The 22,003-nt window shown below is 66.1% G+C and carries 20 protein-coding genes; 14 read left to right on the forward strand and 6 right to left on the reverse strand.

What is annotated here, in order from left to right:
• The first annotated feature begins 61 nt into the window (after positions 1-61).
• On the forward strand, positions 62-2,227 hold the full coding sequence (locus AWB95_RS04580) for an acyl-CoA dehydrogenase family protein (protein WP_062539682.1): 2,166 nt from the start codon (positions 62-64) through the stop codon (positions 2,225-2,227).
• On the opposite strand, the gene AWB95_RS04585 is transcribed toward AWB95_RS04580, so the two are convergent.
• Positions 2,220-2,597, reverse strand: coding sequence for a Zn-ribbon domain-containing OB-fold protein (locus AWB95_RS04585; protein ID WP_084707074.1), 378 nt, complete (start codon positions 2,595-2,597; stop codon positions 2,220-2,222). The two genes, AWB95_RS04580 and AWB95_RS04585, sit on opposite strands and share 8 nt — an antisense overlap.
• Before the next feature lie 23 nt (positions 2,598-2,620).
• Here AWB95_RS04585 and AWB95_RS04590 point away from each other — a divergent pair, with 23 nt between their 5' ends.
• From AWB95_RS04590 to AWB95_RS04610, 5 genes are all read left to right on the forward strand, one after another.
• Positions 2,621-3,769: a thiolase family protein gene (locus AWB95_RS04590; RefSeq protein WP_062539683.1), complete on the forward strand. Its 1,149-nt coding sequence runs from the start codon at positions 2,621-2,623 to the stop codon at positions 3,767-3,769.
• Between the two features lie 61 nt (positions 3,770-3,830).
• Entirely contained in the window at positions 3,831-5,168 is a 1,338-nt protein-coding gene (locus AWB95_RS04595) for a FadR/GntR family transcriptional regulator (RefSeq protein ID WP_428838828.1), read from the forward strand.
• Between the two features lie 108 nt (positions 5,169-5,276).
• Positions 5,277-6,200, forward strand: a complete 924-nt coding sequence (locus AWB95_RS04600) for an anti-sigma factor RsbA family regulatory protein (protein WP_062539688.1) — start codon at positions 5,277-5,279, stop codon at positions 6,198-6,200.
• Complete coding sequence (locus AWB95_RS04605; RefSeq protein WP_062539684.1) at positions 6,197-6,604, forward strand: DUF302 domain-containing protein; 408 nt, start codon at positions 6,197-6,199, stop codon at positions 6,602-6,604. Before AWB95_RS04600 ends, AWB95_RS04605 begins: the two co-directional genes overlap by 4 nt.
• Positions 6,605-6,767: 163 nt before the next feature.
• The gene (locus AWB95_RS04610; protein ID WP_062539685.1) at positions 6,768-7,247 is read left to right on the forward strand and encodes a hypothetical protein; all 480 of its coding nucleotides are present in this window, start codon (positions 6,768-6,770) and stop codon (positions 7,245-7,247) included.
• Between the two features lie 3 nt (positions 7,248-7,250).
• Here the strand turns inward: AWB95_RS04610 and AWB95_RS04615 are convergent, their stop codons facing one another.
• Entirely contained in the window at positions 7,251-8,726 is a 1,476-nt protein-coding gene (locus AWB95_RS04615; RefSeq protein WP_062539686.1) for a cytochrome P450, read from the reverse strand.
• Positions 8,727-8,893: 167 nt separating this feature from the next.
• Positions 8,894-10,372, reverse strand: a complete 1,479-nt coding sequence (locus tag AWB95_RS04620) for a cytochrome P450 (protein WP_062540234.1) — start codon at positions 10,370-10,372, stop codon at positions 8,894-8,896.
• 168 nt (positions 10,373-10,540) lie between these two features.
• On the opposite strand from AWB95_RS04620, the gene AWB95_RS04625 reads away from it, so the two are divergent.
• Positions 10,541-11,158, forward strand: a complete 618-nt coding sequence (locus AWB95_RS04625; RefSeq protein ID WP_062540242.1) for a TetR/AcrR family transcriptional regulator — start codon at positions 10,541-10,543, stop codon at positions 11,156-11,158.
• Positions 11,159-11,186: 28 nt separating this feature from the next.
• Entirely contained in the window at positions 11,187-12,044 is an 858-nt protein-coding gene (locus tag AWB95_RS04630) for an SDR family oxidoreductase (RefSeq protein ID WP_062540235.1), read from the forward strand.
• Position 12,045: 1 nt separating this feature from the next.
• Here AWB95_RS04630 and AWB95_RS04635 read toward each other — a convergent pair whose 3' ends face one another.
• Positions 12,046-13,074 (reverse strand): DNA polymerase IV, encoded by a 1,029-nt coding sequence (locus AWB95_RS04635; RefSeq protein ID WP_062540236.1) that lies wholly within the window; start codon positions 13,072-13,074, stop codon positions 12,046-12,048.
• Complete coding sequence (locus tag AWB95_RS04640) at positions 13,071-13,673, reverse strand: TetR/AcrR family transcriptional regulator (RefSeq protein ID WP_062540243.1); 603 nt, start codon at positions 13,671-13,673, stop codon at positions 13,071-13,073. Before AWB95_RS04640 ends, AWB95_RS04635 begins: the two co-directional genes overlap by 4 nt.
• Positions 13,674-13,765: 92 nt before the next feature.
• Here AWB95_RS04640 and AWB95_RS04645 point away from each other — a divergent pair, with 92 nt between their 5' ends.
• The 5 genes from AWB95_RS04645 to AWB95_RS04665 all read left to right on the forward strand — a co-directional run bounded on the left by AWB95_RS04645 (position 13,766) and on the right by AWB95_RS04665 (position 19,655).
• Positions 13,766-14,311, forward strand: a complete 546-nt coding sequence (locus tag AWB95_RS04645; RefSeq protein WP_062540237.1) for an NAD(P)H-dependent oxidoreductase — start codon at positions 13,766-13,768, stop codon at positions 14,309-14,311.
• Positions 14,312-14,729: 418 nt separating this feature from the next.
• Positions 14,730-14,969 (forward strand): redoxin NrdH, encoded by a 240-nt coding sequence (locus tag AWB95_RS04650; protein WP_062540238.1) that lies wholly within the window; start codon positions 14,730-14,732, stop codon positions 14,967-14,969.
• A 3-nt stretch (positions 14,970-14,972) separates the two neighbouring features.
• Positions 14,973-15,428, forward strand: a complete 456-nt coding sequence (nrdI, locus tag AWB95_RS04655; protein WP_232315685.1) for a class Ib ribonucleoside-diphosphate reductase assembly flavoprotein NrdI — start codon at positions 14,973-14,975, stop codon at positions 15,426-15,428.
• On the forward strand, positions 15,395-18,790 hold the full coding sequence (gene nrdE, locus AWB95_RS04660) for a class 1b ribonucleoside-diphosphate reductase subunit alpha (RefSeq protein WP_084707139.1): 3,396 nt from the start codon (positions 15,395-15,397) through the stop codon (positions 18,788-18,790). Before nrdI ends, nrdE begins: the two co-directional genes overlap by 34 nt.
• Positions 18,791-18,920: 130 nt before the next feature.
• Entirely contained in the window at positions 18,921-19,655 is a 735-nt protein-coding gene (locus tag AWB95_RS04665; RefSeq protein ID WP_062540240.1) for a TetR/AcrR family transcriptional regulator, read from the forward strand.
• Here AWB95_RS04665 and AWB95_RS04670 read toward each other — a convergent pair.
• Entirely contained in the window at positions 19,652-21,220 is a 1,569-nt protein-coding gene (locus AWB95_RS04670) for an MFS transporter (RefSeq protein WP_085167720.1), read from the reverse strand. The genes AWB95_RS04665 and AWB95_RS04670 overlap by 4 nt on opposite strands.
• Before the next feature lie 101 nt (positions 21,221-21,321).
• Here AWB95_RS04670 and AWB95_RS04675 point away from each other — a divergent pair, with 101 nt between their 5' ends.
• Positions 21,322-21,987 carry a TetR/AcrR family transcriptional regulator gene (locus tag AWB95_RS04675; protein ID WP_062541365.1) on the forward strand — a complete coding sequence of 222 codons (666 nt, stop codon included), beginning with the start codon at positions 21,322-21,324 and terminating at the stop codon, positions 21,985-21,987.
• The last annotated feature ends 16 nt before the right edge of the window (positions 21,988-22,003 follow it).

Here is a 22,003-nt window from a genome sequence, read left to right on the forward strand (position 1 = left end):
GTCTCGCGGCCCGATTAAGTACACTCTATTACTCGGCGCACATCGACGAGGAGGCCCCCTGATGGGTATCGCATTGACCGACGACCATCGCGAACTCGCCGAGGTGGCCCGTGCATTCTTGACTTCACAGAAGGCGCGCTGGGCGGCGCGCTCGCTGCTGGATTCGGCCGACGAGTCCCGCCCGCCGTTCTGGCAGGACCTCGTCGAGCTCGGCTGGCTCGGCCTGCACATCGACGAGGAGCACGGCGGTTCGGGATACGGCCTGCCCGAACTTGTCGTGGTGATCGAAGAATTGGGCCGCGCGGTGGCGCCGGGACCGTTCGTGCCGACCGTGATCGCCTCGGCCGTCATCGCCAAGGACGGCACCGACGAGCAGAAGGCGCGGCTGCTGCCCGGGCTGATCGACGGCACCGTCGTCGCCGGTGTCGGTCTGGGCGGTGACGTCCGGGTCGACGGCGGAGTCGCCAGCGGCGACGCCGGAATCGTCTTCGGCGCCGGTCTCGGCGAGCTGCTGCTGATCGCCGCGGGCGACGACGTGCTGCTGCTGGACCGCGGACGTGACGGTTTGTCGATCGAAGTGCCAGACAACCTCGATCCGACTAGACGCTCCGGACGGGTCAATCTGCGAAACGTCCGCGTCGGCGACGACGACATCCTGCCGGGCGCCCGGGAATCCGCCCTGGCCCGGGCCCGCACGCTGCTAGCCGCCGAAGCCGTTGGCGGAGCGTCGGATTGCGTCGACGCCGCGGTCGACTACGCAAAAGTCCGCCAGCAGTTCGGCCGTACCATCGCCACTTTCCAAGCAGTGAAGCATCATTGCGCCAACATGCTGGTGGACGCCGAGTCGGCGACCGCCGCGGTGTGGGACGCCTCGCGGGCCGCTGGCGAAGACGAAGAACAGTTCCGGCTGGTCGCCGCCGTCGCCGGCACGCTGGCGTTCCCGGCCTACGCGCGCAACGCCGAACTGAACATCCAGGTGCACGGCGGTATCGGATTCACCTGGGAGCACGACGCGCATCTGCATCTGCGCCGCGCACTGACCGCCCGGGCGCTGTTCGGCGGCGACGCGCCCGCCCAGGACGTCTTCGATCGCACCGCGGCCGGGGTCACCCGGACCAACAGCCTGGATCTACCGCCCGAAGCCGAAGAACTGCGCGGCCGGGTGCGTGCCGATGCTGCCGAGATCGCCGCACTGGACAAGAAGGGGCAGCTGGACCGGCTGATTGCGACCGGCTACGTGATGCCGCACTGGCCCAAGCCGTGGGGTCTTGCTGCCGACGCTGTCGAGCAACTGGTGATCGAGCAGGAGTTCGCCGCGGCGGGCATCAAGCGGCCGGACTACCAGATCACCGGATGGGTCATCCTGACGCTCATCCAGCACGGAACCCCGTCGCAGATCGAAAGATTCGTCGAGAAGGCGCTGCGTCAAGAGGAGGTCTGGTGCCAGCTCTTCTCCGAGCCCGACGCCGGATCGGACGCGGCGGGCATCAAGGCCCGGGCTACCCGGGTCGACGGCGGCTGGAAGATCAACGGGCAGAAGGTGTGGACCAGCGGCGCGCACTACTGCCGTCGCGGCCTGGCCACCGTGCGTACCGATCCCGACGCCCCCAAGCACGCCGGCATCACCACGGTGATCGTCGACATGAAGGCACCCGGCGTCGAGGTGCGGCCGCTGCGGCAAATCACCGGAGGCTCCGACTTCAACGAGGTGTTCTTCAACGACGTCTTCGTTCCCGACGAGGACGTCGTCGGCGAGCCCAACACCGGATGGACGGTGGCGCGGGCGACGTTGGGCAACGAGCGGGTCAGCATCGGCGGCGGCACGTCGTACTACCAGGGTGTGGGCGCGCAACTGGTGGCGCTGGCGCAGCAGCACGCAGATCGGTTGGCGGGCGCGACTGTTCGTGTCGGTGCCTTCCTCGCAGGTGAACACGCGCTGCGGCTGCTGAACCTGCGCCGCGCCGCACGCAGTATCGAGGGAGCGGGCCCCGGACCGGAGGGCAACATCACCAAACTCACGCTCGCCGAGCACATGGGGGAGGGGGCCGCGATCGGGGCGGCGCTGCTGGGACCCGAGATCGCCTTGGCCGACGGGCCGGGCGGGCTGGTCGGCCGGATGCTGATGGGCGCGCGTGGCATGGCCATCGCCGGCGGCACCTCGGAGGTCACCCGCAACCAGATCGCCGAGCGGATTCTCGGAATGCCGCGTGACCCGCTGATCAAGTAGCCGTAGGCACCGCGAGCAGACGCGGAATCGCATCAAAACCGCTGCGCGAGTGCGATTCTGCGTCTGCTCGCGCAGCCGGTCGCACCTCGACCGGCATTCCGCACCGCACCGAATCGGGTTCGCAGTCAACGATATTGACCGCTAGCCGAAGCCCCCGCGGCTCGTCCAGCTCGACGATCGCAATCACATACGGGGTCGGTATGTCGGGGTTGTACGGGTGGAAGTTGACCGTGTAGGTGAACACCGTGCCGCGCCCGGATACCGGCCGCCCGGCAAGTGGGCCGCCGCAATCCGGGCAGGCGCCGGCCGGGGGATGTACCCAGCGGGCGCATTCGTCGCAATGCTCGACTAGTAACCTCCGGTCCGACACGGGCAATACAGTACACTCTTTTGGTGGCAAGCCGACACTTCGAGAAGCACGCGATCCTGTCGGGAATCGGCATCTCCCGAATCGGCCGTCGCACCGGCATTCCCGGCCTGGACCTCAGCTGCGAGGCGGCGCGCGCAGCCATCGCCGACGCGGGGCTGACCGCCGCCGACATCGACGGCGTCGCCAGCCTCGGCGATACCCCGGTGCCCGAAGTCACCGCCGCGCTCGGCATCGACGCAGTCGACTACAAGTCCGGGTTCGGCGCTGCCGGCCTGCTGACGCCGGTGATGGCGGCCTGTCGGGCGGTGTCCGAGAAGCGGGCCCGCCATGTGCTGGTCTATCGGACGGTCCAGATGATCGGCGGCTCAATGCCGGCCGGCGCGCAGGGCGAACAGCCCAGCATCGGTGGAATGGACGACATCCCGGAACTCCTTGCCGTGCATGCTTATTCGGCGGCCAACTGGCTGGCGATGCACTGCCGCCGACACATGCACCTCTACGGAACCACCAAGGAGCAGCTGGGCTGGCTGGCGATCAACAGCAGGCGCAACGCCGCGTTGAATCCGCTTGCGGTGTACCGCGAACCGCTCACCATGGCCGACTACCTGGCCGCGCGGCCGGTCTCCTCGCCGTTCGGGCTGTTGGATTGCGACGTTCCCGTGGACGGCTCGATCGCCGTGGTGGTGTCGGCCGCGGAGTACGCCGGCGACTGCCCGCAGCCGCCGGTCGCGGTGGAGGCCATCGGCGGGTCCGACGGTGCCGGTGGCTGGTTTCACCGCCCCGACTACCCGAGGATGGCGGCTACCGACGCGGCTGCGCAGATGTGGTCGCGGACCTACCTGGCGCCGGCCGATATCGAGATCGCCGAGTTATATGACGGCTTCACGTTTCTCACCCTGGCGTGGCTGGAAGCATTGGGCCTCTGCGGTGACGGCGAGGCCGGCCCGTTTGTCGAGGGCGCCGAGCGAATAGCCCGCGACGGCGTGTTGCCGCTGAACACCTACGGCGGTCAACTGTCGGCCGGGCGCATGCACGGGTACTGGGTGCTGCACGAAGCCTGCCTGCAGCTGCGCGGGCAGGCGGGCGACAGGCAGGTGCCCCGGCGCCCGCAGGTGGCGGTTGTCGCCGCGGGCGGCGGCCCGATCGCTGGCTGCATGCTGCTGACATGCTGAGTACCGTTGGGGCGCTGTGCAATTGACTGCGCAACCACGTCTCGACAAGCGGGCTGCCCAGATCGCCCGGCGCATCGAGGCCGACATCATTCGCCGCGGCTGGCCGATCGGCGAATCGCTGGGATCCGAGCAGGCACTGCAAGAGCGCTATCAGGTCAGCCGATCGGTACTGCGGGAAGCCGTGCGACTGGTCGAGCATCATCAAGTCGCGCGGATGCGCCGCGGACCCGGCGGGGGACTGCTGATCTGCGAGCCGGACGCCGCCGCGGCAACCAAGGCCGTCGTCATCTACCTGGAGTACCAGGGCACCACGATCGACGTTCTGCTGAACGCGCGCCTGCTGCTCGAGCCGTTGGCGGCGGTGCTCGCCGCCGAGCGGATCGACGAGGCTGGCATCGCACGGTTGCGCGCCGTGCTGTCGACGGCGTCGCAGCGCGAATTCCACACGGCGCTGGCCGAGCAATCCAAAAACCCAGCGCTGCAACTGTTTATCGACATCCTGATGCGGCTGACGGCGCAATTTGCCCGCGGTTCGCGTGCGGACCCTGCGGCGCTGGACCGGACGCGCACCGAGCACGCCGAGATCGTCGCCGCCGTCACGGCCGGCGACTCGGCGCGCGCCCAGACGCTCAGCGAACGCCACATCGAATCGGTGACGACATGGCTGCGGCGACACCGCAAGCCGTCTCGGCCGCGCAGACCGACCCCCGATACCACAGCGGCCAAGCGCGCCGAGGTGGTGGCGGCCGCGATCCGCGACGACATCGCCGCCAGCGGCTGGCAGGTCGGTTCCATCTTCGCCACCGAGGCCCAGTTGCTGGAACGCTATCGAGTCAGCCGCTCGGTGCTGCGCGAAGCGGTGCGGCTGCTGGAATACCATGCCATCGCGCGAATGCGCCGGGGGCCCGGCGGCGGCCTGGTGGTGGGAAAACCACAGGCACAGGCCAGCATTGACGCCATCGCGCTGTACCTGCAATACCGTCAACCCAACAGCGACGACCTGCGCCTGGTGCGCGATGCCATCGAAATAGACAACGTGGCAAAGGTTGTCGGCAGACACGACACCGGGGAAGTGCGGGCCTTTCTCGACACGCACCGACAGCTCATCGAGGAAACCGGCGACGACCCGCGCAAGGCCGGCATGGAAGAGTTTCTGTTTCACAGCGGGATGGCGCAGCTGGCCGGCAACGCGGTGCTGGATTTGTTCCTACGGATCCTCGTCGAGCTGTTCCGGCGCCAGTGGGCAGCCACCGAGCAGAAGCTACCGAGCCGCAACGATTTCGCCGACGTCCAACACGCGCACCGGCGGATCATCGAGGCGATCGCGGACGGCGACGACAGCCTGGCCCGCCATCGTGTCCGGCGTCACCTGGATGCCGCGGCGTCGTGGTGGCTTTAGCGGTTTATGACGGTGGGCGAGCCGGGTAGTCTCACCCCCGGCAGGGGTACCGGCAACGCGATCGAGGTGGCAATTGTGCATCAGCCACACGTCGACTCGGCGGGCTTCATGCATTCCGCGCTGTTCTACCGCGGCGAACGCGAATACCTCGCCGGGGTGGTGCCGTTCATCCTGGACGGATTGCGCCGCGGCGAGCCGGTATTGGTCGCCGTCCCCGCCCGCCACCTGGGCTTGCTTCGCGACGGATTGGGCGAGGCCTGCGCCAAGGTGACGATGGCCGACATGGGCGACGTCGGGCGCAACCCGGCCCGCGCCATGGGCGCGATGAGCGCCTTCGCCGAGAAGCACCGCGATCGGCGGGTGCGCATGGTCGGTGAGCCGGTGTGGCCCGGTCGCAGCGCCGACGAATACCCCGGTTGCGTAGAGAACGAGGCGCTGGCCAATACGCTGTTCGCCGGCCGCGAGGTGACGGCGCTGTGTCCCTACGACGCCTGCGGGCTCGACCAGGAGGTTCTTGCCGACGCGCGCAGCACCCACCCGCTGCTATGGCGGGACGGGACGGTGGACCGCAACGCCGACTATGCGCCCGACGAAGCTCTGGCCCGCTACAACCGGCCGCTACCCAGCGACACGATGGCAGTCGCCTACACGGTGCGAGAGTTGGCGGATCTAAGTGCGGCGCGGTCCTTTGCCGCCCGCTATGCGCGGTGGCTGGGCCTGTCGCCGGAGGGCATCGCGAGCCTGCAGCTGATTGCCACCGAGCTGGCGACCAACAGCCTGCAGCACACCGGTGGCGTATGCCGGCTGGCCTTCTGGCAGTACAAGGGCCATATCGTTTGCGAGGCCAGCGATGCCGGCCGGCTCGACGATCCGCTGGCCGGGCGTCGCCCCCCGACCGCCGACGGCCTCGCCGGCCGCGGGCTGTTCCTGGTCAACACAGTGGCGGACCTGGTGCGTACCCACGCGACTGCCACCGGAACGACCATCCAGGCGTACCTTCGGCTCGGCGTAGAAGAGAGGAGTCGGCCGTGAGCATCGCGCTATCGACCACCCTGCACACCTCATTCGACGACGCTGTCGCCCGCACCCGGGAAGCGCTCGCGCAGAAGGGTTTTGGCGTCCTCACCGAAATCGACGTGAAGGCGACACTGAAAGCCAAGCTCGGCGAGGACATAGAGGACTACCTGATTCTGGGCGCGTGCAATCCGCGGTTCGCGCACCAGGCCGTCAACGTCTGCCGGCAGATCGGGGTGTTGCTGCCGTGCAATGTGGTGGTGCGCCGCGACCCGGACGCACCCGAGACCATCATCGTCGACGCCATGGACCCGCGGCTGATGGTCGACGTGACCAAGGAACCTGGGCTGGACGACATCGCCGACGCGGTGCGCGGGTTGCTGCGGGAGGCTCTCCAAGAGGTGTCCGGGCAGCCCGCGTAATGAACTTGCAGCGCCCCCGCACCAGCGGCTAGTCTCGGCGATCGTGCAGCATCTTCTCGTAGTAGCCAGCACCCGCAGCGGGGTCTGATCCAAGACCGACCCCCCGCTGTGGGTCGGAAGCTACTACCCGTCGGTCACTCCCTCAGACCAGAGAAGACCGCACATGGCAATCCCCGAACCACATACGGCTCGCATCGATCGTCGTTTCCATGGCGTTTCGCTGCCGGGCGGACTCCGGGAGGACGCCGAGACCATGTCGTGGAGCACCTTCGCCGCCACCTATGCACCGAGCTCGGGCCCGGTGCGGCTGGGCCAGTGGGAATGCGCCGACCCCGAGCGGCCCGCCACTCGACTGGGACCGCAGGCCCGCACGTTTCGGGCCACGCTCGGCTTCGGTGACCGCATCGAGACCGTGACCGCCACCGCGACCGGCCCGGTCGCCGCGCTGACCGAGATGCTCTACAAGCACGGCATCGCAGTCGAAATGCTGCGATTCCACCAACTGCGCTCGGACGACAGCATCGCCACGTTCATCCGGGGCAGCGACGGCACCCGGGCCGAGTGGGCGATGGGCTGGTCGGACGACGCGACGCAGTCCGCCCTGCGCGCCGTGATCGCGTGCGCCAACCGGCTGTACGGCTAGCCCTTACAGCGGGCGCAGCACAATCGGCATCCCGTCCATCGGGATCGGCATCCCGCCGTAGTCCCACCGTGGCTGGTAGCCGGGCCGCGGTAGCTCCAGCCGATAACGGCGCAGCAGCCGGTGCACGACGGTCTTGACCTCCAGCCGGCCGAACACCATCCCGATGCACTTGTGCGCGCCGCCGCCGAACGGGGCGAACGCGTAGCGGTGCTTCTTGTGCTCGCTGCGTGGTTCGGTGAACCGCTCGGGGTCGAACTTGCGCGGTTCGGTCCACAGCTCGGGCAGCCAGTGATTCATTCCCGGCCAGGTCACCACGTTGGTGCCGGCCGGCACGTAATAGCCCAGCAGGTCGGTGTCGCGCACGGTTTGGCGCATGTTGAACGGCAGCGGGGTCACCAGCCGCAGCGACTCGTCCATCACCAGGTCCAGCGTCTCCAGCTTCTCCAGCGCCTCGATGTCGAGCGGGCCGTCGCCCAGGCGCGTCGACTCGTCGCGGCAGCGGTCTTGCCACTCGGGGTGGGCGGCGAGGTTGTAGGCCATCGTCGTGGTCGTCGACGTGGAGGTGTCGTGGGCGGCCATCATCAAAAAGATCATGTGGTTGACGATGTCGGTGTCGGTGAAGCTGTTGCCGTCCTCGTCCTCGGTATGGCACAACACCGTGAGCATGTCGTTGCCCTCGGCCTTGCGGCGCTCGGCGACCCGCTCGGTGAAGTAGTCCTCGAGCACCTTGCGGGCCCGAAGTCCCTGCCACCACTTGAACGGCGGGACGCTGGTGCGGATGATCGCGCCGCCGGCCCGGGTGGTGGTGGTGAAGGCCTTGTTCACCTTGGTGACCAGCTCATGGTCGGTGCCCGGCTCGTGACCCATGAAGACCATCGAGGCGATGTCGAGGGTGAGCTCCTTCATCGCCGGGTGGAACAGGAAGCGCGCGTCGTTGGTCGGCCAGTCGGCCACCACCGCCGTCGCCACCCGGTCGATGTGCTCGACGTAGCCGGCCAGCCGCGGACGGGTGAAGGCTTCCTGCATGATCCGCCGGTGATAGAGGTGCTCGTCGAAGTCGAGCATCATCAGGCCCCGGTTGAAGAATGGGCCGATGACCGGATGCCAGCCCTTCTGCGAAAAGTCCTTGTTGCGGTTGGAGAAGATGGCCTGAGTGGCGTCGGGGCCCAGCGCGACGATCGACGGCAGGATCGGCGAATCGGCAAAGGTCACCGGCCCGCGGGTCTGGTACAGGTGCAGCGGGAAATCGGGGCCTTCGCGGAACAACTCGATGATGTGGCCCAGGATCGGCAGCCCGGAATCGCCCATCACCGGCTTCAATCCGCTCCCGGGCGGCGGTTCGGCGAGTTTCTTGGGCTTCCAGTCGACCTCCAGCAACCGCTTCTCGATCACCCCCAGGCCGGGAATGGTGTTCACCGTCGGGGTCAGGCGGCGCTTGGCCTGGTCGAGCAGGTAGTGCGGGGTGCTGATGGTCGCCATCGAGGCTCCTTATCGGTTGTGGCAGCCGTCACTGAGCCCCATCCTGACGGCCCAACTTGACAGCTGTCAAGTTGGGCCGGATCCGGGTGACTGTGCGGATTCATACGCCCGCGTCGGCGTGTCGCGTATAAAACCGCACAGTCGGCGCCCAGGGTTGCGCACGAAAGCTACAGCGGGCGCAGCACGATCGGCATGCCGTCCACCGGCACGGGCATGCCGGCATAATCCCAGCGCGCCTCGTATACCGGATGTGGCAGTTCGAGTCGGTAGTGGCGCAGCAGCCGGTGCAAGATCGTCTTGATCTCCAACTGTCCGAACGTCATTCCGATGCACTTGTGCGCGCCGCCGCCGAACGGCGTGAACGCATAGCGGTGCCGCTTGTGCTCACAGCGTGGTTCAGTGAATCGCTCGGGGTCGAACGTCATCGGATCCGTCCAGAGCTCCGGCAGCCGATGGTTCATGCCGGGGTAGGCGATCACGTTGGTGCCCTTGGGCAGGTAGTAGCCGAGCAGGTCGGTGTCGCGCACGGTTTGGCGCATGGCCCACTGCACCGGCGTCACCAACCGGATCGACTCGTTCATCACCAGATCCAGCGACTCCAGCTTCTCCAGCGATTCGATGTCGAGCGGGCCGTCGCCGAGGCGGTCCGACTCGTCGCGGCAGCGGTCTTGCCACTCGGGGTGGGCGGCCAGGTTGTAGGCCATCGTCGTGGCGGTCGACGTGGAGGTGTCGTGGGCGGCCATCATCAAAAAGATCATGTGGTTGACGATGTCGTCGTCGGAGAAGCTGTTGCCGTCGTCGTCCTCGGTCTGGCACAGCACCGTTAGCAGGTCGTTGCCCTCTTTGCCGCGACGTTCCTTGACGCGGGCAGCGAAGTAGTTCTCCAGCAGTTGCCGCGCTCGCAGTCCTCGCCACCAGGTGAACGGCGGAACGCTGGTGCGGATGATCGCGTTGCCGGCGCGGGTGGTGATCGTGAAGGCCTTGTTGACCTTGGTGACCAGCTCGCGGTCGGTGCCCGGCTCGTGGCCCATGAACACCATCGAGGCGATGTCGAGAGTGAGCTCCTTCATCGCGGGGTAGAGCAGGAAGCGCGCGTCGTTGGACACCCAGTCGTTCGAAATGACCTGGGACACAACCTGATCCATCTGCTCGACGTAGCCGACCAGCCGTGTTCGGACGAAGGCTTCCTGCAGGATCCGCCGGTGGAACATGTGCTCTTCGAAGTCGAGCAGCATAAGACCGCGGTGAAAGAACGGCCCGATCACCGGAACCCAGCCTTGTTGGGAGTAGTCCTTGTTGCGGTTGGAATAAATGACTTGAGCTGCATCCGGTCCTAATGCGGCGACTCCCGGCAGGACGGGCGAATCTCCGAATATCAGCGGACCTCTGGTGTGGTAGAGGAACATCAGATAGTCGGGCCCGCCCCGCAGCATCTCGATGATATGGCCGAGGATCGGCAGCCCGGCATCGCCCATCACGGGCTTGAGCCCGCTGCCCGGCGGGGGATCGGCGAGCTTTCTCGGCGGAAACTCGGTCTTCAGCAGCTTCCGCTCGACGGCGGCCATGCCGGGAAAGTTGTTGAACGACGGAGTCAGCCGGCGCTTGGCTTGGTCGAGCAGGTAGTGCGGGGTGCTGATGGTCGCCATCGACGCTCCTCAGGAGATTGTGGCTCACCGATTGTGGCCGCCATCACTAAAACCCATCCTCAGGACGGGCTTGACGGCTGTCAAGTTTCGTTTTCTCCTTGTGTGGTGCAAGGTCGAACTGTGAGCACCCAGCCGACCGCGCGGCGCAGGGCCGATCAGTCTCCGGCTCTGTCGGCCCCGACCAAGCGCGGGGACCGGCAGCGCCAGGCGATCTTGCAAGCGGTACGCGAACTGTTGGAAGAGAAGCCGTTCGCCGAGTTGTCGGTCAGCACGATCAGCGACCGCGCGGGGGTGGCCCGATCGGGCTTCTACTTCTATTTCGACTCGAAATACTCTGTGTTGGCCCAGATTCTGGCCGAGGCTACCCACGAGCTCGAAGAGCTCACGCACTACTTCGCCCCGCGTGGGGCCGACGAGTCGCCGGCCGCGTTCGCCAAGCGGATGGTCGGCAGCGCCGCCGCCGTCTACGCGCACAACGACCCGGTGATGTCGGCGTGCAACGTCGCACGCAACACCGATGCCGAGATCCGCGAGATTCTCGACCAGCAAGTCAACGGTGTGATCGAGCAGATCATCGGGATCGTCGAGGACGAGCTGAAAGCCGGTACCGCACATCCGATTAGCGACGACATCCCGGCGCTGGTCCGCACACTGTCGGTCACCACCGCACAGATGCTCTCCGGTGACACTGCCTACCTGGGGCCCGATGGTGACGTGCAGCGCGGGATACGGGTGCTCGAGCAGTTATGGCTGCACGCGTTGTGGGGTGGGTCGACGGACTCCTAGGCGCGGTACCGGCGGTATCGTCTCCGCCATGGCGCAGACCTATGCGGGTAAAAGGTGTTTTCTCACTGGTGCGGCCAGCGGCATCGGCCGCGCGACCGCCTTACGGCTGGCCGCCCAGGGCGCCGAGCTGTATCTGACCGACCGCAACGCCGAGGGTCTGGCGGAAACGGTGGCCGACGCCCGCGCGCTGGGCGCCGAAGTGCCCGAACACCGGGCGCTGGACATCGCCGACTACGAGCAGGTCGCCGCCTTCGCCGCCGACATCCACACCAGGCACTCGAGCATGGACATCGTGATGAACATCGCCGGTGTGTCGGCGTGGGGAACCGTCGACCAGCTCAGCCACGAGCAGTGGAGCAAGATGGTCGCGATCAACCTGATGGGCCCGATCCACGTCATCGAGACCTTCATCCCGCCGATGGTCGCAGCCGGCCGGGGCGGGCATCTGGTCAACGTGTCGTCGGCGGCCGGGCTGATCGCGCTGCCCTGGCATGCCGCTTACAGCGCAAGCAAATACGGACTGCGCGGGGTCTCGGAGGTGCTGCGCTTCGACCTGGCCCGGCATCGCATCGGGGTATCGGTGGTGGTGCCCGGCGCGGTCAACACCCCGTTGGTCAACACCGTCGAGATCGCCGGCGTGGACCGTGAGGACCCCAGGGTGCAGCGGTGGATCAACCGCTTCAGCGGTCATGCCGTGACACCGGAGAAGGCGGCCGAGAAGATCCTGGCCGGCGTCGCCAAGAACCGCTACCTGATCTACACCTCGGCGGATATCCGTGCGCTGTATGCGTTCAAGCGGGTGGCGTGGTGGCCCTACAGCGTGGCGATGCGTCAGGTCAACGTGTTCTTCACCCGGGCGCTGCGGCCAAACGCGTTGCCGCGCTGAACTATTGCGGCATGGCCAGTTCCAACCGCACCCCGAGCAGTCGCACCGGTCGGTCCAGTTCGAACAAGTCGAGAACCCGCAGCGCGGCGGCGACGACGACGCCGGCGTCTGTCGTGGGCTCGTCCAGCTTGCGGATCTTGGTGCGGGTGTAGAACGTCGCGGTGCGCACGGTGACGGCAACCCGGGTGACGATCCGCGACTCAGCGACCACCTCGCTCAACGTTCGTCGCGCCAATTGGGTCACGGCTGCGGCCATTTCGTCTCGGTCAGTGAGGTCGCGGGGGAAGGTGACGACGTGGCTGCGCGACCGCGGCACCCACGGCTCGGCGCTGACCACGTCGTCGCCGCCCCCGTTGGCCAGCAGCAACAGCCACAGTCCGGTTCGCGGGCCGAAAGTGGAGGTGAGCAGCTCGGCATCGGAGTGCGCCAGCTCCCAAACCGTGGCGATGTCAAGGGTGGCAAGCTTTTTCGCGGTCTTCGGTCCCACGCCCCACAGCGCATCGACCGGTCGCTCACCCATCACCGACATCCAGTTGGCGTCGGTCAGCTGGTAGATGCCGGCGGGTTTGGCGAATCCGGTGGCGACCTTCGCGCGCTGCTTGTTGTCGCTGATACCGACCGAGCAGGACAGCCCGGTTTCGCTCGAGACGACGGCGCGGATCTGTTCGGCAAGTGCCACGGGATCGTCGACGTCGGCGCCGACGAACGCCTCGTCCCAGCCCCAGACTTCCACGGGGTGGCCGAGATCGCGCAGCAGCCCCATCACCTGCTCGGAGGCCGCGTCGTAGGCGGCCGGATCCGAGGGCAGGAAGGTGGCGCCGGGGCAGTGCCGCGCGGCGCTGCGCAGCGGCATGCCCGCGCGCACCCCGAACTGGCGGGCCTCGTACGACGCGCAGGTGACGACCTTGCGCGGTTCGGTCGGATCGCCGCTGCCGCCGACGATGACCGGCAGCCCGGCCAGTTCCGGGTGGCGGCGCAGTTCGACCGACGCCAGGAACTGGTCGAGGTCGACGTGCAGGATCCAGGTCATGTGCCGCAGAGCTTGCGCGCCAGGCTTTCCCATGCGTCGCCCAGCGTCTTAAGAGTGTGCCCGCAGTCGCGGAGCTGATGCTCGACGTAGTCGGCATCGAGCAGGGCAAGCAGCGCGTCGGTTTGAGCGTCGAGATTTCCCGTCGTCCCGGCCGACGCCAGCAGCATCCGGACATGGGTGCGCACCACAGCGGCTGCCGCGTTGTAGCGCATCTGCGGGTCCCGGTTGGCCGCCGAGAGCAGTTCGTGGTGGGCATGGACGAAGCGCAGCCGCTCGCGGCCGAACGCCAGCAGGCGGTCCAGCGGCGGGCCGTCCGGGCCCAGCGGCGGCGGACCGAACAGAAAGGCCTGCTGGTTGGCGCGCTCGTCCTCGTCCAACAGCACCGTCATCAGCCCGGCCCGGCTGCCGAACCGGCGAAACAGCGTGCCCTTGCCGACGCCGGCGGCGGCGGCGATGTCGTCCATCGAGACCGCGTCGGGACCCCGCTCGGCGATCAACCGGCGCGCCGCGTCCAGCAACAACGCCCGGTTTCGGGCCGCGTCACCACGCTCTTGCGGGGCGGAAACGGGCAGCTCACCCGACCGATCGGCAACGCTCACCACTGCACTGTAACGCGGCCGGAATAAACCGGACTAAGGTCCGGTTTGGCCATGCGAGGATGTAGACCAACAACCGAAGGGGATTCTCGAAGATGCCGGACATCAAGATCATGGCGTTGGTGGGCAGCCTGCGTGCTGCGTCGGTCAATCGGCAGATCGCGGAGTTGGCGGCGGACATCGCGCCCGACGGCGTGGCAGTGACCGTCTTCGACGGACTCGGCGAGCTGCCGTTCTACAACGAGGACATCGACAACGAGGCCGACGTGCCGGCGGGAGTCACCGCGCTGCGCGCCGCCGCCGCCGAGGCTGACGCCGCACTGGTGGTCACGCCGGAATACAACGGCAGCATCCCCGCCGTGATCAAGAACGCGATCGACTGGCTGTCCCGCCCCTTCGGCAACAGCGCGCTGAAAGGCAAGCCGCTGGCCGTGATCGGCGGGTCGCTGGGCCGCTACGGCGGGGTGTGGGCGCACGACGAGACCCGCAAGTCGTTCGGTATCGCCGGTCCGCGCGTGGTCGAGGCCATCAAGCTCTCGGTGCCGCTGGCGTCGCTGGACGGCAAGCACCCGCGCGAGCATGCCGAGCTGACCGCCAACATCCGCGACGTGGTGGGCAAGCTGGCCGCCGAAGTGAGCTGACCTTTCGTTTGCTGCGCGACGCCCGGAGGGGAGCTTCCGGGCGTCGTTTGTCGGTGGCCGGTGGTAGACCTTTGCGCATGCGCCGAGGCATGGCCGAAACGGCCGAATTGTGATCTACGACACGCCGATGGAGATGCGGAAGTCAGGCTTACGACCAGCGAATTTCATGAATGTTGTTCAGAAGATGTTGTATCCCTTCTTATTGTCACCCACTAGGTGTAGTGTTTCAGCACACCGACAGGCCCCGGGTTCACCCGGTCAGCCGGACCGCCAGGGCAGGCATCGATACGCCGGCCTAAGCGGTCGGCGAACAGGGGAATTCCGGGGCGTGACGGTCTGCTGAACCAACAGTGCAGATGCAGTACCGAAGTAGTTGCCAGTCCCTTGTCACCTTCCCTGCAGAGGAGCCGTAACGCCGATGAGCATCACCGTGTACACCAAGCCGGCATGCGTGCAGTGCAACGCCACCTACAAGGCGCTGGACAAAGAGGGCATCGCTTACGAGAAGGTCGACATCTCGATCGACAGCGAGGCGCGCGACTACGTGATGGCGCTGGGTTATCTGCAGGCTCCCGTCGTGGTGGCGGGCAACGAACACTGGTCGGGCTTCCGGCCGGACCGGATCAAGGCGCTCGCCGGTGCCGCGCTGACCGCTTAGGAGATTGCCGTGCCGTCGTGCAGCCTGGTGTATTTCTCGTCGGTGTCGGAGAACACCCATCGCTTCGTGCAGAAGCTGGGTATTCCCGCCACACGGATACCGCTGCACGGCCGCATCGAGGTGGACCGGCCGTATGTCCTGGTGCTGCCGACCTACGGCGGTGGCCGGGCCACCCCGGACATCAATGACGGCGGCTATGTCCCCAAGCAGGTCATTGCCTTTTTGAACAACGAACGCAACCGGTCGTTGATCCGCGGCGTCATTGCTGCCGGCAACAACAACTTCGGTGCCGAATTCGCCTATGCGGGCGACGTGGTGTCCCGCAAGTGTGGCGTTCCCTATCTCTACCGATTCGAACTGATGGGAACCCCGGACGACGTGGAAGCCGTCCGAGCGGGTCTAGCTGAGTTTTGGAAGGACGAACCGTGCCACCAACCGCCGCAACTGCAGAGCGTGTAACGCCCGCCGGGCACGCGTTGCCGGGCGAGACGGATTATCACGCCCTGAACGCGATGCTGAATCTGTACGACGCCGACGGCAAGATTCAGTTCGACAAGGATGTGCTGGCGGCGCGCGAGTTCTTCCTGCAGCACGTCAACCAGAACACCGTCTTCTTCCACAACCAGGATGAGAAGCTCGACTACCTGATCCGCGAGAACTATTACGAGCGTGAGGTTCTCGACCAGTATTCGCGTAACTTCGTCAAGAGCCTGCTGGATCGGGCCTACGCCAAGAAGTTCCGGTTCCCGACGTTCCTCGGCGCGTTCAAGTACTACACCTCCTACACGCTGAAAACCTTCGACGGCAAGCGGTATCTGGAGCGCTTCGAGGACCGCGTCGTCATGGTGGCGCTGACTTTGGCCGCCGGGGACACCGGGCTGGCCGAGAAACTGGTCGACGAGATCATCGACGGCCGGTTCCAGCCGGCCACTCCGACGTTCCTCAACTCGGGCAAAAAGCAACGGGGAGAGCCAGTTTCGTGTTTTCCAGCAGGAACGCCGGTGGATACGCCCGAAGGGCCGAAGGCGATCGAGTCTCTGCGGGTGGGTGACCGCGTTCTCTCACACGACGGATCCTTTTCCGTTGTCGAGTCCGTTGTCGAGAATCCCAACGACCAAGCTCTGGTGTCGATTTCACACTTCGGGCACAAGGAACCGATCCTCTGCACTCCGGAACATCCGATCCTCGTGTGGACGACGCGGGAGGTCAAGACACTCATTGAAGGCGACGGCGCCGATCCGTTCAATGGATTTGTATGGCTAGCTGCCAAGGACATTCGCCCTTCGGACTTCATCGTGACCGCAGCACCGCGGGATGGGCGGGAGCGGCGCGTATACGACCTGATGAAGTACGTCGGCCCAGGTGAATACGAAGAGGTCGACGGGCTCATCCGCAAGGTCAACTCCGACTTGAAGCACCGCAGCAAGCAGCGCCATCGAATGAAATTCGTGTCTGTGAACCGCTATGTCGAGGAGTCGTACGACCTCGGTCTTATCTTGGGCTGGTATCTGTCCGAAGGCCACGTCTCCAAGCGATCGGGCTCGGACGGCCTGATTGCCAACGGCATTCACTTCACGCTCGGCGCACACGAACTCGAATATCAGCACGAGTTGGCGGCGGCATTCAAGCGGGTTTTCGCGGCCGAACTCTCTGTCAACCATAGTTTTTCGGACCAGTCGGTCCGGATGATCTGTAACAGCATGGTGGTCGCTTCGCTGTTCCTTTCCATGGTTGGGACGGGATACCACACAAAGCGGCTGTCCCACGATGTCTTGACAGCCGACGAAGAATTCCAGCGTGGACTGCTGGCGGGGCTGTTCCGCGGCGACGGGTGCTGCACCACCGGCGGGATGGTGCTCGACCTGGTGAACCCGGAATTGATCGACCAGGTCCAACTCCTTTTGCGCCGGGTCGGAATTGTGTCCAGGGTCCGTCAGTACGTAAATCAAGCAGGCAACTTGACGGGACAGGTGTTCGTACCCGGGCTGCCCGGTGACAATGAAGAGTTCATCTTCGATGTTGGCAAGAACCTGCACAACTACGTCGGCCAAAAAGGAACGTCGCGCAAGACTTATCAGGTCGTGCATGGCCGGCACGTGTACGGAATCCGCGAACTGAAGCGCACACAGGAAGTTCCGGAGAAGGTGTACAACCTCCACGTCGAGGGCACGCACACCTACACGATTCGTGGCACTGTCGTCCACAATTGTTTCCTCCTTCGCATCGAAGACAACATGGAGTCCATCGGGCGCTCCATCAACTCCGCACTGCAGCTGTCCAAGCGTGGCGGGGGAGTTGCGTTGCTACTGAGCAACATTCGCGAGCACGGCGCACCGATCAAGAACATCGAGAACCAGAGCTCCGGCGTCATCCCCATCATGAAGCTGCTGGAGGACTCGTTCTCCTACGCCAACCAGCTCGGCGCGCGTCAGGGCGCCGGCGCTGTGTACCTGCATGCGCATCATCCGGACATCTACCGCTTCCTCGACACCAAACGCGAAAACGCCGACGAGAAAATCCGCATCAAGACGCTGAGCCTGGGTGTGGTGATCCCCGACATCACCTTCGAGTTGGCCAAGAAGAACGAGGACATGTACCTGTTCTCGCCGTACGACGTCGAACGCATCTACGGAGTGCCGTTCGCCGACATCTCGGTCACCGAGAAGTACTACGAGATGGTCGACGACGCGCGGATCCGCAAGACAAAGATCAAGGCGCGGGAGTTCTTCCAGACCTTGGCCGAGCTCCAGTTCGAGTCGGGCTATCCCTACATCATGTTCGAGGACACGGTGAACCGGGCCAACCCGATTGAAGGCAAGATCACCCACTCCAACCTGTGCTCGGAGATCCTGCAGGTGTCCACCCCGTCGTTGTTCAACGATGATCTGTCGTATGCCAAAGTGGGCAAAGACATTTCGTGCAACCTCGGGTCGCTGAACATCGCCAAGACCATGGACTCGCCCGACTTCGCGCAGACCATCGAGGTGGCGATCCGGGCACTGACGGCGGTGAGCGACCAGACCCACATCACCTCGGTGCCCTCGATCGAGCAGGGCAACAACGACTCGCATGCGATCGGTCTGGGCCAGATGAACCTGCACGGCTATCTGGCCCGCGAGCGGATCTTCTATGGCTCCGAAGAGGGCATCGACTTCACCAACATCTACTTCTATACGGTGCTCTACCATGCGCTGCGGGCGTCGAATCGCATTGCGATTGAACGGGGTACGCACTTCAAGGGCTTCGAGCGGTCCAAGTACGCGTCGGGGGAATTCTTCGACAAGTACACCGATCAGGTCTGGGAGCCGAAGACGCCCAAGGTGCGTCAACTTTTCGCCGACGCAGGCATCCGCATCCCCGACCAGAACGACTGGCGGCGGCTCAAGGAGTCGGTGCAGGCGCATGGCATCTACAACCAGAATCTGCAGGCGGTGCCGCCGACCGGGTCGATCTCCTACATCAACCATTCGACGAGCTCGATCCACCCGATCGTGTCGAAGATCGAGATCCGCAAGGAAGGCAAGATCGGCCGGGTTTACTACCCGGCGCCCTACATGACCAACGACAACCTGGAGTACTACCAGGACGCCTACGAGATCGGCTACGAGAAGATCATCGACACCTACGCCGCGGCCACCCAGCATGTGGACCAGGGCCTGAGCCTGACGTTGTTCTTCAAAGACACCGCCACTACCCGCGATGTGAACAAGGCGCAGATCTACGCCTGGCGCAAGGGCATCAAGACGCTGTACTACATCCGGCTGCGGCAGATGGCGCTCGAAGGCACCGAGGTCGAAGGCTGCGTGTCCTGCATGCTGTAGCCGGGTTTTCTGCCGAGTGGCCACTTAAGGCACGCGATTTGGCGTTTCGCGTGACAAAGCTGGCCACTCGGCGGCACCGACAAGCCGGGTCTTCCCAGGTCAGCGACCGCAAGGCGGTAAAGTGCTTGACGTGGTGAGAATCCCTCGACCCCACCCCGGCGCCAGACCCGGGGGCAAGGTCGACGCGCGCAGCGAACGCTGGCGCGAACACCGCAAGAAGGTGCGCGGCGAGATCGTCGAGGCTGCCTTCCGCGCCATCGACCGGCTGGGTCCCGATGTGAGCGTGCGGGAGATCGCCGAAGAGGCCGGCACCGCCAAACCCAAGATCTACCGGCATTTCCACGACAAATCCGATCTGTTCCAGGCGATCGGCGAACGCCTGCGCGACATGTTGTGGGCGGCGGTCTTCCCGTCGGTCGACTTCGCCACCAACTCTGCTCGCGACATCATCCGGCGCAGCGTCGAGGAGTACGTCAACCTCGTCGAACAGCATCCCAACGTGCTTCGGTTTTTCATCCAGGGCCGCTTCCCGGAGCGCTCCGAGTCGACGATGCGGGCACTCAACGAGGGCCGCGAGATCACCCTGGCGATGGCCGAGATGTTCAACAACGAGCTGCGCGAAATGGAACTCGACCGTGCCGCCATCGAACTCGCGGCGTTCGCGGCGTTCGGTTCGGCACAGTCGGCCACCGACTGGTGGCTCGGCCCGGAGCCCGACAGCCCGCGCCGCATGCCGCACGACAAGTTCGTCGAGCATCTGACGACCATCATGATGGGCGTCATCGGCGGCACCGCAGAGCTACTCGGCATCGAGATGGATCCCGACTTGCCGATTCACAGCGCGGCGCCGCGCGAAGCCAGCTAATCGCCGCGACGCACGAACAGGGCCAGCACCGCGCCGACACCCGCTGCCACCGCGGCCACGACCATCGACGCGTGCAGCCCGACCATGAACGCACCGTTGCAGCCCTGCGCCACCGCACGCGCCAACGGGGCGGGCATGCCCGGGACGGCCGGCGTAACGCCTTGGGCCACAAGCTCTTTCGCGGCCGTCAGCCTGCCCGCGATCGGCGCCGGAGTGCCGGCCGCTTTGAGCTGCTCGACGAGCACCGAACCGACCCGGCTCGACACCACCGAGCCCAGAATCGTGGTGCCCAGCACCCCGCCCAGCTGCACGGCTGTGCTCTGCAGACCGCCAGCCAGTCCGGCGTCGTCGACGCTGGCGTTTCCGACGATGGCGTCGGAACTGGCGGTCAGCACCAGGCCGATGCCCGCACCCAGCAAGACGAACGCCGGCCACAGCGCGTCGTATCCCGAGTCGGCGCGCAGGAATGCCAGCGAGAACAGGCCGCCCGCGACGGCGCCCAGCCCGACGACCATGGCCGGGCGCGGCCCGAACTTCTCGGTGAGCCAGCCACTGAGCGGGGCCGTGACCATCAGCGTCAGGCTCAGCGGCAGCGTGCGCACACCGGTCTCGACGGGAGAGTAGCCCTGCACGTTCTGCAGATACAGGGACAAGAAGAACACCGCGCCGAACAGCGCGAAGAAGTCGATGACGACCACCGCGGTGCCGATCGACAGGGACCGATTGGCGAACAGCCGCATCGGCAGCAACGGCTCGGCCGCGCGCAACTCGATCAGCACGAACACCGCCAGCGCCGCCAGGCCCGCCAGCAGCACGCCGAGCGTCCGGCCGGCCAGCCAGCCCCAGTTCTGGGCTTTGATCAACCCGAACACGATCAGGAACAGCCCACCCGACAGCGTGGCGATGCCCGGGATGTCGAGGTGGTGCTCGCCGGCGCTGCGGGTCTCGACGATCGCTCGCGCACCGATCAGTAGCGCGGCGGCCGCGATCGGCGCATTGATGTAGAACACCGACTCCCAGCTGACGTGTTCGACCAGCAGCCCACCCACGATGGGCCCGGCCGCGATCGACACGCCCGATGCGGCGCCCCAGATCCCGACGGCGGTGTTGAGCTTCTCCGGCGGGAACGCGGCCCGGACGATCGCCAACGTGCTCGGCATCAGCAGGGCGCCGAACACCCCTTGCAGCGTGCGCAGGGCGATGACGCCGCCGACCGTGCCGATCAGCCCGATGCCCACTGAGGTCGCGGCAAAGCCGACCACGCCGATGAAGAACATCTGACGACGGCCGAACCGGTCGCCGAGCTTTCCGCCGAAGATCAGCAGCGACGCCAGCGCGAGCATGTAGGCGTCGGTGATCCACTGCAGATCCGACAGCGACGCGTGCAGGTCGGTGGCGATGCGCGGGTTGGCGATGGCCACCACCGAGGCGTCGAGGCCGACCATGACGACGCCGATCGAGACGGCGATCAATGTCCACCACGGGTTGCCCCGCATTCCGTCCTGGCTGGGCGCCCGGTGCCGGCCTGCGTGCGTCGGCTCCGGGGCAGTCAGTGTGACGGCCATGTGTGTGCTCCGTTCGTATGTGGAGGGTAGTTACCGCTTACGGGTCTCGAAGATACGCATAAGTGGATGCCTCCCTCCAGTTCGACGGGTAGGGTTGACCTGTGATTTCAGGCGCAGCGCCGGGCGAAAAGGGAGCCAGACCACTTCGCGCCGACGCGAAACTCAACCGCGACCGGATCCTGGCCGCCGCCGCCGAGCTGTTCGCCGAGCGTGGGCTCTCGGTGCCGCTGGAGGAGATCGCCGGCCGGGCCGGGGTAGGAGTGGCGACCCTCTATCGTCGCTTCCCCACCCGCGCAGACCTGGCGGCCGCGGCGTTCGAGCGGAACATGTCGCGCTACACCGAGGCGGTGGATCGCGCGCTGGCCAATCCGAGAGCCTGGGACGGCTTTCGGGCGCTGGTGTTCGAGCTGTGCGAGCTGCAGGCCGGTGACGCCGGCCTGCGTGACCTGTTGACCACTGCATTTCCGGCCACCAGCGCCGTCGAGCAGCGCACCAACGAGACCGTGGACAAGCTCCGCGAGCTCGTCCGGCGGGCGCAAGCCGAAGAAAAGTTGCGGCCCGACGCGGTGGCCGGGGACATCGTCGTCATGCTGATGGCCAACGCCGGGGTGCTCAGGACCACCGGCTCGGCAGCGCCGGATGCCTGGCGGCGGTTCGCGGCGCTGATGGTCGACGCGTTCGGCGCCCGGCCCGAGGTGCCGCTGCCGGCGGCACCGCCCGAGCACGAGTTGCGGCGGTCGATCGCATTGTTGACCGAGGGGCGCTGAAGTACCCGGTACCAGC

Source organism: Mycobacterium celatum (assembly GCF_002101595.1).
GTDB lineage: Bacteria > Actinomycetota > Actinomycetes > Mycobacteriales > Mycobacteriaceae > Mycobacterium > Mycobacterium celatum.

What these genes read in the sequence shown, in the direction of transcription:
- AWB95_RS04635 (WP_062540236.1), bottom strand. Translation starts at nt 13,074, where the DNA reads ATGACCTGGATCCTGCACGTCGACCTCGACCAGTTCCTGGCGTCGGTC.
- AWB95_RS04620 (WP_062540234.1), bottom strand. Translation starts at nt 10,372, where the DNA reads ATGGCGACCATCAGCACCCCGCACTACCTGCTCGACCAAGCCAAGCGC.
- AWB95_RS04670 (WP_085167720.1), bottom strand. Translation starts at nt 21,220, where the DNA reads ATGGCCGTCACACTGACTGCCCCGGAGCCGACGCACGCAGGCCGGCAC.
- AWB95_RS04630 (WP_062540235.1), top strand. Translation starts at nt 11,187, where the DNA reads ATGGCGCAGACCTATGCGGGTAAAAGGTGTTTTCTCACTGGTGCGGCC.
- AWB95_RS04600 (WP_062539688.1), top strand. Translation starts at nt 5,277, where the DNA reads ATGCATTCCGCGCTGTTCTACCGCGGCGAACGCGAATACCTCGCCGGG.
- AWB95_RS04610 (WP_062539685.1), top strand. Translation starts at nt 6,768, where the DNA reads ATGGCAATCCCCGAACCACATACGGCTCGCATCGATCGTCGTTTCCAT.
- AWB95_RS04650 (WP_062540238.1), top strand. Translation starts at nt 14,730, where the DNA reads ATGAGCATCACCGTGTACACCAAGCCGGCATGCGTGCAGTGCAACGCC.
- AWB95_RS04615 (WP_062539686.1), bottom strand. Translation starts at nt 8,726, where the DNA reads ATGGCGACCATCAGCACCCCGCACTACCTGCTCGACCAGGCCAAGCGC.
- AWB95_RS04580 (WP_062539682.1), top strand. Translation starts at nt 62, where the DNA reads ATGGGTATCGCATTGACCGACGACCATCGCGAACTCGCCGAGGTGGCC.
- AWB95_RS04645 (WP_062540237.1), top strand. Translation starts at nt 13,766, where the DNA reads ATGCCGGACATCAAGATCATGGCGTTGGTGGGCAGCCTGCGTGCTGCG.